The 12450-nt window shown below is 72.4% G+C and carries 11 protein-coding genes and 1 tRNA gene; 7 read left to right on the forward strand and 5 right to left on the reverse strand.

Annotated elements, in window-relative coordinates; genetic code table 11:
- Positions 1-74 precede the first annotated feature (74 nt).
- Together ACP7TJ_RS12870 and ACP7TJ_RS12875 are read left to right on the forward strand one after the other, a co-directional pair.
- A complete protein-coding gene (locus tag ACP7TJ_RS12870; protein ID WP_189911969.1) occupies positions 75-1781 on the forward strand; it encodes an LCP family protein in 1707 nt (568 codons plus the stop codon).
- Between the two features lie 111 nt (positions 1782-1892).
- Positions 1893-2318: a hypothetical protein gene (locus tag ACP7TJ_RS12875; protein WP_427767345.1), complete on the forward strand. Its 426-nt coding sequence runs from the start codon at positions 1893-1895 to the stop codon at positions 2316-2318.
- A 461-nt stretch (positions 2319-2779) separates the two neighbouring features.
- On the opposite strand, the gene ACP7TJ_RS12880 is transcribed toward ACP7TJ_RS12875, so the two are convergent.
- The gene (locus tag ACP7TJ_RS12880; RefSeq protein ID WP_093763843.1) at positions 2780-4168 is read right to left on the reverse strand and encodes a cystathionine beta-synthase; all 1389 of its coding nucleotides are present in this window, start codon (positions 4166-4168) and stop codon (positions 2780-2782) included.
- A gap of 163 nt (positions 4169-4331) precedes the next feature.
- On the opposite strand from ACP7TJ_RS12880, the gene ACP7TJ_RS12885 reads away from it, so the two are divergent.
- The 3 genes from ACP7TJ_RS12885 (at position 4332) to ACP7TJ_RS12895 (ending at position 8070) form a co-directional block, all read left to right on the forward strand.
- On the forward strand, positions 4332-5360 hold the full coding sequence (locus ACP7TJ_RS12885; RefSeq protein WP_167744857.1) for an SGNH/GDSL hydrolase family protein: 1029 nt from the start codon (positions 4332-4334) through the stop codon (positions 5358-5360).
- Between the two features lie 433 nt (positions 5361-5793).
- Positions 5794-7014, forward strand: coding sequence for an acetyl-CoA C-acetyltransferase (locus tag ACP7TJ_RS12890; protein ID WP_093763842.1), 1221 nt, complete (start codon positions 5794-5796; stop codon positions 7012-7014).
- 279 nt (positions 7015-7293) lie between these two features.
- A complete protein-coding gene (locus tag ACP7TJ_RS12895) occupies positions 7294-8070 on the forward strand; it encodes a hypothetical protein (protein WP_093763841.1) in 777 nt (258 codons plus the stop codon).
- Between the two features lie 2 nt (positions 8071-8072).
- On the opposite strand, the gene ACP7TJ_RS12900 is transcribed toward ACP7TJ_RS12895, so the two are convergent.
- Positions 8073-8384: a hypothetical protein gene (locus ACP7TJ_RS12900; RefSeq protein ID WP_093763840.1), complete on the reverse strand. Its 312-nt coding sequence runs from the start codon at positions 8382-8384 to the stop codon at positions 8073-8075.
- Between the two features lie 101 nt (positions 8385-8485).
- Between ACP7TJ_RS12900 and ACP7TJ_RS12905 the strand changes: the two genes are divergently transcribed.
- Positions 8486-8716, forward strand: coding sequence for a DUF4287 domain-containing protein (locus tag ACP7TJ_RS12905; RefSeq protein WP_189911972.1), 231 nt, complete (start codon positions 8486-8488; stop codon positions 8714-8716).
- Positions 8717-8787: 71 nt separating this feature from the next.
- Here the strand turns inward: ACP7TJ_RS12905 and ACP7TJ_RS12910 are convergent, their stop codons facing one another.
- The 3 genes from ACP7TJ_RS12910 to ACP7TJ_RS12920 all read right to left on the reverse strand — a co-directional run bounded on the left by ACP7TJ_RS12910 (position 8788) and on the right by ACP7TJ_RS12920 (position 11249).
- Positions 8788-9675 (reverse strand): Bax inhibitor-1/YccA family protein, encoded by an 888-nt coding sequence (locus ACP7TJ_RS12910; protein WP_093763838.1) that lies wholly within the window; start codon positions 9673-9675, stop codon positions 8788-8790.
- A gap of 195 nt (positions 9676-9870) precedes the next feature.
- The gene (locus ACP7TJ_RS12915; RefSeq protein ID WP_367544058.1) at positions 9871-11046 is read right to left on the reverse strand and encodes a 4-hydroxybenzoate 3-monooxygenase; all 1176 of its coding nucleotides are present in this window, start codon (positions 11044-11046) and stop codon (positions 9871-9873) included.
- 116 nt (positions 11047-11162) lie between these two features.
- Positions 11163-11249: transfer RNA gene (locus tag ACP7TJ_RS12920), tRNA-Leu, on the reverse strand.
- A 386-nt stretch (positions 11250-11635) separates the two neighbouring features.
- Between ACP7TJ_RS12920 and ACP7TJ_RS12925 the strand changes: the two genes are divergently transcribed.
- Positions 11636-12406, forward strand: a complete 771-nt coding sequence (locus tag ACP7TJ_RS12925; protein WP_093763836.1) for an ABC transporter ATP-binding protein — start codon at positions 11636-11638, stop codon at positions 12404-12406.
- Positions 12407-12450 lie beyond the last annotated feature (44 nt).

Below are 12450 nucleotides of genomic sequence, written 5' to 3' on the forward strand. Positions count from 1 at the left end.
TACGGCGTCGAACAAGTAAGCAATTTCGGACTCAGGTGCCCCACGGGGCACAGGGCGCAGGACGGGGTGGGGGCGTGGACGCGCAGAGTCGTGGGCGGGCGGAAGGGGCCGATCCCGCCGACCAGTGGGTGCTCAATCCGCAGACCGGTGACTACGAGCTGAGGCTGGACGGCGCCGCGCCGCCCCCGCCGCCCTCGGTCCCCCGGCAGCGCACCCCGCAGGCGCCCGGCCCGCGTCCCGGCGGCCCGCGCGAGCGTGAACCGGGCCCGCGCGACCGGGACGGCGACCCCGCCCCCGACGGCCCCCGCGACACCCACCGCCGCGGCCGCAGGCAGCCGAAGAGGACCGGCAGGCGCAAGGCGCTGATGTGGACGGGGGGCGTCATGGGCCTGGTGCTCGTCGGCGGCTCGGCGTTCGCGTACTACTGGTACGACCGCCTGTACGGGAACATCGACACCGTCGACATCGGTGACGTCGGCAGCGCCGCGGTCCTCGGGGACGGCCCGGCCAACATCCTCGTCATCGGCAACGACGTCCGCACCGGCAAGGGCAACGAGGCGTACGGCAACCGGGACAACGTGACCGGGCACGCCGACACCACGCTCCTGTTCCACGTCGCCGGGGACCGGTCCAACGCCACGGTGGTGAGCATCCCCCGGGACCTGATGACCGAGATACCGGACTGCGAGACCCGGCAGTCCGACGGCTCGACGAAGACGATCCCCGGCTCGGAGGGCACCACCCGGTTCAACGAGTCCTACGGCGTCGGGGGCCGCGACCCCGGCTGCACCATGCGCACGGTCGAGGAGCTGACCGGCCTGGACGTGGACCACTTCATGATGTTCGACTTCAACGCCGTCAAGACGCTGTCCACGGCGGTCGGCGGCGTCGAGGTGTGCCTGGAGAAGCCGCTGAAGGACACGGACGGCGGCACGAACCTCGACCTCCCGGAAGGAAAGAGCACCATCCAGGGCGAGGAGGCCCTGTCGTTCCTGCGCAACCGGCACGGGCTGAAGAACGAGAGCGACCTGGACCGGATCGGGATGCAGCAGAAGTTCGTCGCGTCGATGCTGCGCCGGCTCAAGGAGGACACGCTCAGCAGCCCGTCGAAGATGCTGGACGTCGCCGACGCGGCCACCAAGTCCCTCACCGTGGACCAGGGCATCGGCAGCCCCACCAAGCTGCTCACCCTCGCCAAGGAGCTCGGCAAGATCGACCTGAAGAACATCACCCTGATGACGCTCCCGGTGATCGACAACCCGGCCGAGCCCACTCCCGTCACCGTGGTCCCGGACCCGGTGAAGGCGCCGCAGGTGTTCTCCATGCTCCAGGACGACGTGTCGTTCACCGAGGTGAAGAAGCAGCAGAAGAAGGCCAGGGACAAGCAGGCCGCGCTGCTGAACGGACCGCGGGCCGAGGCGTCCGCCGTGCGCGTCGACGTCCTCAACGGCGGCGGCCCGCAGGGCGCGGCAGGGGAGACGGTCGCCTGGCTGCAGAACAGCGAGGGGGTGTCCCGCTCGGCGAACCAGGGCAACGCCCCCGCGAAGGCCGCCCGCACCCAGCTGGTCTACGCCCCGGACCAGGCCGACCAGGCGCGCAAGCTCGCCGACCTGATGGGCCTGCCCGCCGCCGCGATGAAGCCCTCCGCGGAGGCCGGCGGCGACGGGCCGATGACGCTGACCCTCGGCCCCGACTTCAAGAAGGCCGGGGTGCCGGTCGCGACACCGAAGAAGGTCGACGTCCCGCAGTCCCGGGCCGACGAGAAGATGTGCAAGGGCTGACACGGACGGTGTGCGAGCGCTGAGCGACGGCGGCCGGCCCCAGGACGGGAACGGGGGCTACCCCCAGTGCGGGCGGGCCCCCGCGTGCCTACCTTGTGAGGCATGACCGGAATGGACGCGCGGGACGCCGAGCTGAAGAAGGAACTCCACGCCTCCCTGCAGGCCCGCAGGGAACTGGGCGAGGACTACGAGTCCGCCCTCGTCGACTCGTTCCTGGAGAAGGTCGACCAGCGCATCGACGGCGCCGTGGAGCGCCGGGTGCGCCGGCAGCTGGCCGAGCGGCAGCTGACGTCCGCCCGGGACGCGCGGGCGCCGAAGGCCACGGACTCCTGGGGCGAGCGGTTCGGCTTCGGGATCGTGTCGCTGGTGCTCGCGGTGCCGCTGTCCGCGATCGGCGGGGGCGTGGCCGGTCTGCCCGGCCTGCTGGTCGCCTGGGCGGGGATCGTCGGCGTGAACGTCGTCCAGGTCGTGCGCGGCAACCCGGGGCTGTTCAGGGGCCGTCGCTCCGCACGGGGCGACGACGCCTGGGAGGACTGAGCCGCACGGGGAAAGTTGTGCGCGGGGACCGCCGCACCCCCGTTGCCGGGGGGCGGGACGACGGCGGTCCCCGCGAACACGCGCTCCGCCAGGGGCGTAGTGCGTTGCACAGGCGTCCACAGAGGTCCGGGAGCCGCTCCGGAGGTCCTTCGACGCCGTGTGGCCGTCGGCCGGAACGGGGAGCCGCTCCCGTCCCGCCGACATCCACCACTGTGCCGGAGCCGTGTTAACCGAGTGCTGCGCGGGCGTGACGTGCTCGTACCACTTCCGCGAAGCGCACGGCCGCCACCCCCGCGCGGGACCGACCGCGCCCCTTCGGGACGCGGTCACCTCAGCACCCTCAGGGGCGCGGGGAACTGCGCGCCAAGCCCCCACCCCGCCGCGGACGGCATCGAACCGCACCCTCAGGGGCGCGGGGAACTGCGCGACCAGCCACCCGCCCTGCCGCGGGGACGGCTTCCTCAGGCGCCGGTCCTGGCGAGGAAGGACAGCAGGTCCTGACGGCTGACCACACCGGTCGGCTTGCCCTCGACCAGCACGATCGCCGCGTCCGCCTTGCCCAGCACGGCCATCAGGTCCGCCACCGGCTCACCGGAGCCGACCTGCGGCAGCGGCGCGGACATGTGCTTCTCCAGCGGGTCGTCGAGCGAGGCGCTCTTGCTGAACAGCGCGTCCAGCAGCTCGCGTTCCACCACCGAGCCGACGACCTCGGCGGCCATCACGTCCGGGTGGCCCGCGCCCGGCTTGACGACCGGCATCTGCGAGACGCCGTACTCGCGCAGCACCTCGATGGCCTGGCCGACGGTCTCGTCGGGGTGCATGTGGACGAGGGACGGGATGTGGCCGCCCTCCTTGTCGTCCAGGACGTCGGCGACGCGCGCGCTCGGGCCGCTGTCCTCGAGGAAGCCGTAGTCGGCCATCCACTCGTCGTTGAAGATCTTGCTGAGGTAGCCGCGGCCGCTGTCCGGCAGCAGCACGACGACGACGTCGTCCTCGCCGAGCCGGGAGGCCACCTCCAGCGCCGCCACGACCGCCATGCCGCAGGAGCCGCCGACCAGCAGGCCCTCCTCCTTGGCGAGCCGGCGGGTCATCTGGAAGGAGTCCTTGTCGGAGACGGCGACGATCTCGTCCGCGACGTCACGGTCGTAGGCGGTCGGCCAGAAGTCCTCGCCGACGCCCTCCACCAGGTACGGACGGCCGGAGCCGCCGGAGTACACCGAGCCCTCGGGGTCCGCGCCGATGACCTTGACGCGGCCGTCGCTGGCCTCCTTGAGGTAGCGGCCGGTGCCGGAGATGGTGCCGCCGGTGCCGACGCCGGCCACGAAGTGGGTGATCTTCCCCTCGGTCTGCTCCCACAGCTCGGGGCCGGTGGAGTGGTAGTGCGACAGGGGGTTGTTCGGGTTGGAGTACTGGTCCGGCTTCCACGCCCCGGGCGTCTCACGGACCAGCCGGTCGGAGACGTTGTAGTAGGAGTCGGGGTGCTCGGGGGCCACGGCCGTGGGGCAGACGACGACCTCGGCGCCGTACGCGCGCAGGACGTTGATCTTGTCCGTGGACACCTTGTCCGGGCAGACGAAGATGCACTTGTAGCCCTTCTGCTGGGCCACGATGGCGAGTCCGACGCCGGTGTTGCCGCTGGTCGGCTCGACGATCGTGCCGCCCGGCTTCAGCTCCCCGCTCTTCTCCGCCGCCTCGATCATGCGCAGGGCGATGCGGTCCTTCACGGAGCCGCCCGGGTTGAAGTACTCCACCTTGGCCAGGACGGTGGCCCTGATGCCCTTGGTCACGCTGTTGAGCCGCACCAGCGGGGTGTTGCCGACGAGGCTGATCATCGAGTCGTGGAATTGCACCGTTGTCTCCGGATGCTGCAAAAGATGTGGTCGTGGTGGTGATGCCAGCCTAGGCCCTTCCCGCAGCCGGACCCGGCCGGGTCGTTCACTCCCCGTCGGGATTGGACCACCGTCCGTACGGGGCAAGCACTGGGTGTACGGCTACGAGGAGGTGGCGGCGGGCATGACGGGCATGGCGAGGGCGCGGGTGGCCCGGCGTATCGCGGCCGGCGCCGCGTACGGCGGCGGGGGAATCGGGCTGGCCGGCGCGGCGGCCGTGGGGCTGCTGCTGGCGGAGGCGCAGCTGGCCCGGCGCCGGGTGGGCAACGGCACGACTCCGCACGTGCCCAACGCGGACGGGCTGTACGGCGCCTCGTACACGGTGCCGGGCGAGCCGGCGCTGCGGCTGACGATGCTGGGCGACTCCACGGCCGCCGGACAGGGCGTGCACCGGGCCGGGCAGACGCCGGGCGCGCTGCTCGCCGCCGGGGTGGCGGCGATCGCGGAGCGCCCGGTGGGGCTGTCCACGGTCGCGCTGCCCGGGGCCCGCTCGGACGACCTGGACCGGCAGGTGAGCCTGGCGCTGGCGGACCCGTCGCGGGTGCCGGACATCTGCGTGATCATGATCGGCGCCAACGACGTCACCCACCGCATGCCGCCCACCCGGTCCGTGCGCCACCTCGCCGCGGCGGTGCGCCGGCTGCGGACGGCCGGCGCGGAGGTGGTGGTCGGCACGTGCCCGGATCTCGGCACGATCGAGCCGGTGCAGCAGCCGCTGCGCTGGCTGGCCCGCCGCGCCTCGCGGCAGCTCGCCGCCGCGCAGACGATCGGCGCGGTCGAGCAGGGCGGGCGCACGGTGTCGCTGGGCGACCTGCTGGGCCCGGAGTTCGCGGCGAACCCGCGGGAGCTGTTCGGCCCGGACAGCTACCACCCCTCGGCGGAGGGGTACGCGACGGCGGCGATGGCGGTGCTGCCGACGGTGTGCGCGGCGCTGGGCCTGTGGCCGGCGGACGAGGAGCGGCCGGACGCCGCCCGCCGGGAGGGCTTCCTGCCGGTGGCACGGGCCGCGGCGGAGGCCGCCTCGGAGGCGGGCACGGAGGTCACCGCGGCGATGCCGACGGGCCCGCGCGGCGCCTGGGCCCTTCTCAAGCGCCGGCGCAGGCGCCGGGTGACGGAGTCCGAACCGGAACCGACGACGCAGCCGTCGCCGTAGCCTTCGGCGCGGCCCCCCGGAACCCACCGGAGCAACCCAGGACGACGCCGGGCCCGGCCCCGCCCCCTGCGCCCACCCGTGCCGGCCGGGGCATACGCCCCTCGGGGCGCGGGGAGGGCGGGGCGTGTCCGCCTTGCCCGGCAGCGGGATCGGTGCGGGTGCGTCTCCGGCCGCGCCGTCCGCGCCCACCCGTGCCGCCCCGGTCGGCACGCATGCCCGCAGAGGGTCGGGGCCGCCGGGGCCGTCCGGGGCACCCCCAGCCGCCGAACAAAGCAAGCGCTTAGACAGTTGCGGTCCATGTCACACCGCGACACGCGTGACCGGGCGCATACGGACGGGTAACTTCCCAACAGGCGCCGCACCAACCCGCCGGTATGCCCGCCCGCGCCCGACCGCCGAGCGCTACGCCGCCGCCTCTCACTCTGGAGCCGTGATGCCCGAAGCCGTGATCGTTTCCGCCGCCCGCTCCCCCATCGGGCGCGCCTTCAAGGGCTCGCTCAAGGACCTGCGGCCGGACGACCTGACCGCCACGATCATCCAGGCGGCCCTCGCCAAGGTCCCCGAGCTGGACCCGCGGGACATCGACGACCTGATGCTCGGCTGCGGTCTGCCCGGCGGCGAGCAGGGCAACAACCTCGGCCGGATCGTCGCCGTGCAGATGGGCATGGACCACCTCCCCGGCTGCACGGTCACCCGCTACTGCTCCTCCTCGCTGCAGACCTCCCGGATGGCGCTGCACGCGATCAAGGCCGGCGAGGGCGACGTCTTCATCTCGGCCGGCGTCGAGACGGTCTCGCGTTTCGTGAAGGGCAACTCCGACAGCCTCCCGGACACGCGCAACCCGCTGTTCGCCGAGGCCGAGGCCCGCACCGCCGCCGTCGCCGAGTCCGAGGGCTCCACCTGGCACGACCCGCGCGAGGACGGCCTGGTGCCCGACCCGTACATCGCGATGGGCCAGACCGCGGAGAACCTGGCCCGCTGGAAGGGCGTCACCCGTCAGGAGATGGACGAGTTCGGCGTCCGCTCGCAGAACCTCGCCGAGGAAGCCATCAAGAACGGCTTCTGGGAGCGCGAGATCACCCCGGTGACGCTGCCCGACGGAACCGTCGTCAGCAAGGACGACGGCCCGCGCCCCGGCGTGACCATGGAGGGCGTCGCTGGTCTGAAGCCGGTCTTCCGCCCGGACGGACTCGTCACCGCCGGCAACTGCTGCCCGCTCAACGACGGCGCCGCCGCGCTCGTCATCATGAGCGACACCAAGGCCCGCGAGCTGGGCCTGACCCCGCTGGCCCGGATCGTGTCCACCGGCGTCTCCGGCCTCTCCCCGGAGATCATGGGCCTCGGCCCGGTCGAGGCGAGCAAGCAGGCCCTGAAGCGGGCCGGCCTGACCGTCGGCGACATCGACCTGTTCGAGATCAACGAGGCGTTCGCCGCCCAGGTGATCCCGTCCTACCAGGACCTGGGCATCCCGCTGGAGAAGCTGAACGTCAACGGCGGCGCCATCGCCGTCGGCCACCCCTTCGGCATGACCGGCGCCCGCATCACCGGCACGCTCATCAACTCCCTGCAGTTCCACGACAAGCAGTTCGGCCTGGAGACCATGTGCGTCGGCGGCGGGCAGGGCATGGCGATGGTCGTCGAGCGCCTGAGCTGACCATCGGGCACCGCTGAGTGACCGTGACGGCACACCGCGTGAGAATCCGGCCCGGCGTCCCCGTTCCCGGGGGTGCCGGGCCGTTCTGTGATCCAAATTCCCCCAGGATGTGACCTACGCCTCGCGGGCGGGGTATCCGCGCAGGTCAAGGAAGCCGCACCAGGCGTCCACACCCCACCGGACTGTCCGATTCGTGACGTTACGCACTGACAGATGGTTAGTCCGCCCTTCAAGCTGATGTAGGAAGTCGGGGGTCGACTGTGAACCGGGAGTACGTCAGTGAGCGCCATGCCGATCGCCCTGCTGATCACCACGGCCGCCACCGGCGCCGTGGGCGTCGCCGTCCTGCGCAGCGTGCTGGTGCTGCGCCGACAGGTCGCGGCACTGCACACCGAGCTGGCCAGGAGCCGGACCACGGGCCGTGCCCAGGTCCCGCCCGCCCGCTCGGCCGGGCCGGACGAGATACGCGCCGCGGTCGCGGAGGCGCTCGCCGAGGAGCGGGAGCGCGAGCTGGCCGAGGCGCGGGCGTTCTGGGCCGCCCAGGAGGCCCGTGACGCCTCCGACGGCCCGTCCCTGCTGGGTCTGCCCGACAGCGAGCTGTTCCTGCCCCGGCAGGCCGATTTCGCGGGCCTTGAGCCGGTCGCCGAGTCCGGCGCCGACACCGAGGAGCACGCCGGCGACTCCCCCGAGCTGGCCGCGGCCCGTCGCCGTCACCCCTCGCACCCGGACTTCGTGCCGCACTCCTCGCCGGTCGTGAGCGGCCACGAGCGCACGGTGGAGGTGCTGGAGGAGCTGGCGGCCGAGCGCACCGAGCTGACCGACGTCCGGCCCGGCCCGCTGGGCACCCTGGACGTGTACGTGTTCGCCGACGGCACCACGCTGTGCATGACGCCGGGCCACCGCGAGACCGCGGACCGGCTGGCCGAGGCGCTGCGGGCGGGCGAGAGGCCGTTCCTGCTGGGCGGCTCCGGCATCTCCGGGGCGTACACGCTGACGTTCTCCTGCGGCGAGGACAGCGTCTACATCCTCGCGGACCGCGTCATCGCGTCGCTGTAGGGTCACACACCCGCGCGCTCGCGTGCCTCCTCCACGAGCCGGGCGGCTTCCGCCACGTCCTCGTCGCTTCTCAGCACGAGGGCGTAGTCGTGTCCGGCGACGGTGATCTGGTCCGCGGCGGCGAACATCCCGGCGTCCGGCATCTCGCGCGGCTCGGTGCCCGGCTCCTCGACGAGCTGGGTGCGCCGCGCCAGATCCCTGGCCAGGGCGAGCGCCTCGGCCGCCGCCCCCCGCTGCAGCCGGCTCTGCGGCGCGGCGCGCAGGCGGTCGGCGAAATGATCCACGGCACGGGTGAAGGGCGTCGTATCAACCACGCGGCGAGCGTACGCGGCGCGGCAGGACTGTTGCCAACGGACGGGCGCTCGGGCACGGTGACCTGAAGGACCGGCTTGTATCCCAGCGTCCGGAGGCGCCGATGTCCCAAGTCTTCTCCGCAGAGACCCACCGCAACATGCTCGCCCGCATCCCGCACTGCACCGGTCGTGAGATCTCCGACTGGCTGCGCACCGTCGAAGAAGGCCCGGCGCTCGTCCGCTTCGAGGAGAAGGTCAGCTGGCTGAGGCACGAGTACGACCTGGCGTACGGCCACGCCAAGGCGATCGTGCACGAGTACGACCTGAGGAGGGCGGCGCGCAGGCTGCGCTGACCCGGCGACACGGCGAAGGGCCCCGGTGGGAACCGGGGCCCTTCGTCATGCATGCGGCGGACGCCGGGGCGTCAGTCGCTGTTGAGGATCGAGATGAGCCGCAGGAACTCGAGGTAGATCCACACCAGGGTCAGCGTGAGGCCGAAGGCGGCGAGCCAGGCCTCCTCACGCGGTGCACCGTAGGCGATGCCGTCCTCGACCTGCTTGAAGTCCAGGGCGAGGAAGCAGGCGCCGAGGATGATGCCGATGACGCCGAACAGGATGCCGAGGGCGCCGCTGCGGAAGCCCAGGCCGTCGCCGCCGCCGATCACCGCGAACAGCAGGTTCACGGCCATCAGCAGGATGAAGCCGAGGGCGGCCGCCATCACGAAGCCGTAGAAGCGGCGGTTGACGCGGATCCACCCGGCCTTGTAGGCCACCAGCACACCGGCGAACACCGCCATGGTGCCGAGCACGGCCTGCATGGCCGCGCCGTCGGCGATGCGGTTGTCGACGATGCTGGAGATGACGCCGAGGAACACACCCTCGAAGGCGGCGTAGGTCAGGATCAGCGCGGGCGAGGCCTTGCGCTTGAAGGCCTGCACGAAGCCCAGGACCATGGCGATCAGTGCGGCGCCGATGCCGATGCCGTAGGACCGGCTGATGTTGGCGTCGTCGACCGGCAGCAGCGCCCAGGCGAGCGCCGCGGTGACGACGAGCACGCCGAGCGTGGTGCCCGTGCGCATCACGACGTCGTCGATGGTCATCCGGCCGGCCGCGGCGGGTGCCTGCGGCGGCGCGCCGTACTGCTGCTGCTGCGCGTACGGGTTCTGGGCGTACGGGTTGCCCGTCGGCTGGGCGTACGGGTTGGCCTGCGTGGCGACGGCGGGGCCCCCGGCCTGCGGCGCGGTGTTGAAGCCCGCGTAGCCGTTGTCGCGGCCGAACCCCCGTCGCGAGAAGACCGGGTTGCTGCTCCTCATTTCACTCCTCCATGGCCACTCGATGCGGCCTTGGCTCAAGAGTAATAGGTAGGCAAAGGAATGACCCTAATGCTTGGGGAGGATCTTTCCCTCGTTCTGCTGCGCAACACGCTACGCGTCCCCGTGATTCCCTTCACCGCGGGTGACGGACCGGTACCGAGCCGGTACCTGCCCGGAACCGGCCGGAGACAGTGATCACCCCAGGGGGAGTCCGGTGTAGCCCTCGGCGAGGTCGGCCGCGGCGGACCGGGAGGTGGCGATGCGGTCCAGACGGGCGAGCTGCAGCCGGTCGTCGAAGGCGGTGGCGCCGGGGGCGCGGTGCAGCAGCGTGGTCAGGTCGTGGGAGAACCGCTCGGCCTGCCAGACGCGGCGCAGGCAGGTCGCGGAGTAGGCGTCCAGCAGCTCCGCGGAGCCGGTGCGCCGTTCGTGCTCCAGGGCGCGGGCGAGGACCACCACGTCCCCGACGGCGAGGTTGAGGCCCTTGGCGCCGGCCGGCGGCACGATGTGGGCGGCGTCCCCGGCGAGGAAGAGGCGGCCGTACCGCATGGGCTCGTGGACGTAGGAGCGCATCGGGGTGACCGACTTCTGGGTGACGGGGCCGCGCTCCAGGGTCCAGCCGTCGGCGGTCTCCAGGCGGCGGGCGAGCTCGTCCCAGATCTCCTCGTCCGTCCACTCCTCGGGTCCGGTGCCCTCCGGCACCTGGAGGTAGAGGCGGGAGACGGACGGGGAGCGCATGGACAGCAGGGCGAAGCCGCGGTCGTGGCGGGCGTAGACCAGCTCGTCGTGGGAGGGCGGCACGTCGGCGAGGACGCCCAGCCAGGCGTAGGGGTAGGCGCGCTCGAAGACGCGGGAGACGGCGGCGGGGACCGCGGCCCGGCACACGCCGTGGAAGCCGTCGCAGCCGGCCACGTAGGCGCACTCCAGCACCTCCTCGCGGCCGTCGCGTCGGAAGCGGACACGCGGGGCGCCGGTGTCCGCGTCCTCCACCGCGAGCACCTCCGCGTCGAAGAGCACGGGGGGACCGTCGGTCTCGGCGAGGGCGATGAGGTCCTTGCAGACCTCGGTCTGGGCGTAGACGGTGACGCGGCGGCCGCCGGTGAGGTCCGGGAAGCCGATGCGGTGGCGGCGCCGCCCGAACCGCAGCTCGATCCCGTCGTGGCGCAGGCCCTCGCGGTCCAGGCGCTCCCCCGCGCCGGCCGCCCGGAGCACGTCGGTGGTGCCCTGCTCCAGCACCCCGGCCCGCTGCCGCCGCTCCACGTAGGCGCGGTCGCGGCACTCCAGGACGACGCAGTCGATGCCGGCGAGGCGCAGCAGCCGGGCCAGCAGCAGCCCGGCCGGACCGGCCCCCACGATTCCCACGGTGGTACGCATCGGCCGTCCCCCTTCGCCCGCGGCAGAACGCGAGTTTCCGGGTGCGCACGCCCGGGTGTCAACGGCCGCGCGGGGTGTTCGGGGAGGCCGGCGTCGAGCGTGAGGAGGAGGCGTAGTGGTGCCCGGAGCCGGACTTGAACCGGCACGCCCGCTCAGGGGCAGCGAGGTTTAAGCTCGCCGTGTCTGCATTCCACCATCCGGGCAGGCCGTGGGCTCCGCTTCGCGGTTCCGAGCCTATCGGTGACCCTCCCCCGGACTGCGGCGGGATCGGCCGATCTTGTCTTATTTTATTGGCGCCTGAGGGTCCATCAGACACCGGAACACACCGTCAGCACGTGCCACCAGCCTTGCCTGCGACGAGGCCCCCCGCACGCTAAATGACGGAATTTCACCGTCCGAACAGAACTCCCCACCCGTTGCGGGGACCGACCCGGGTAGGGGTCCCCCGTCATCCCCAGGTATGACCCGGCGTCCGGCGCTCCGTCCCGAGTCGCCCCCAGGAACCGGAGCAGCGGCTGACTACGCGGCGGCAAAGCCACGGAACGATGGTCACGTCCCTGGAACACGCCGTCCTGACAGGAGCTCATCCGTGACCACCGCCCCCCTCGCCGACCGGACCACCGCCGTGGCCGCGCGCGCCACGGAGCTGTCGAAGATCTACGGCCAGGGTGAGACCCAGGTGGTCGCCCTGGACCGGGTCTCCGTCGACTTCCGGCAGGCCGAGTTCACCGCGATCATGGGTCCCTCGGGCTCCGGCAAGTCCACGCTGATGCACTGCGTCGCCGGGCTCGACACCTTCTCCTCCGGCTCCGTGCGCATCGGCGACACCGAGCTGGGCGCCCTGAAGGACAAGCAGCTCACCCGGCTGCGCCGGGACAAGATCGGCTTCATCTTCCAGGCGTTCAACCTGCTGCCGACGCTGTCCGCCCTGGAGAACATCACCCTCCCGATGGACATCGCGGGCCGCAAGCCGGACAAGCAGTGGCTGGACACCGTGATCGGGATGGTCGGGCTGGCCGACCGGCTGAGCCACCGGCCCGCGCAGCTCTCGGGCGGCCAGCAGCAACGGGTCGCCGTGGCACGGGCGCTGGCCGCCCGGCCGGAGATCATCTTCGGCGACGAGCCGACCGGCAACCTCGACTCCCGCTCCGGCGCCGAGGTGCTGGGCTTCCTGCGCAACTCCGTGCGCGAACTGGGCCAGACGGTGGTCATGGTGACCCACGACCCGGTCGCCGCCGCCTACGCGGACCGGGTGGTCTTCCTCGCCGACGGCCGGATCGTGGACGAGGTGTACGGGCCGACGGCCGACTCGGTGCTCGACCGCATGAAGCAGTTCGACGCCAAGGGCCGCACCAGCTGACCCCGGGCCCGCCGCCCGCTCGCCCCTCCCCCGTACCGTCTGGA

Origin of the sequence: Streptomyces sp. DSM 41931 (assembly GCF_050271085.1) — a bacterium.
Lineage (GTDB): Bacteria > Actinomycetota > Actinomycetes > Streptomycetales > Streptomycetaceae > Streptomyces > Streptomyces albogriseolus.

Bases quoted from the DNA above. Each gene is read 5' to 3' on its own strand.
- ACP7TJ_RS12875 (WP_427767345.1), top strand. From the start codon at position 1,893: ATGGACGCGCGGGACGCCGAGCTGAAGAAGGAACTCCACGCCTCCCTG.
- ACP7TJ_RS12885 (WP_167744857.1), top strand. From the start codon at position 4,332: ATGACGGGCATGGCGAGGGCGCGGGTGGCCCGGCGTATCGCGGCCGGC.
- ACP7TJ_RS12890 (WP_093763842.1), top strand. From the start codon at position 5,794: ATGCCCGAAGCCGTGATCGTTTCCGCCGCCCGCTCCCCCATCGGGCGC.
- ACP7TJ_RS12905 (WP_189911972.1), top strand. From the start codon at position 8,486: ATGTCCCAAGTCTTCTCCGCAGAGACCCACCGCAACATGCTCGCCCGC.
- ACP7TJ_RS12910 (WP_093763838.1), bottom strand. From the start codon at position 9,675: ATGAGGAGCAGCAACCCGGTCTTCTCGCGACGGGGGTTCGGCCGCGAC.
- ACP7TJ_RS12915 (WP_367544058.1), bottom strand. From the start codon at position 11,046: ATGCGTACCACCGTGGGAATCGTGGGGGCCGGTCCGGCCGGGCTGCTG.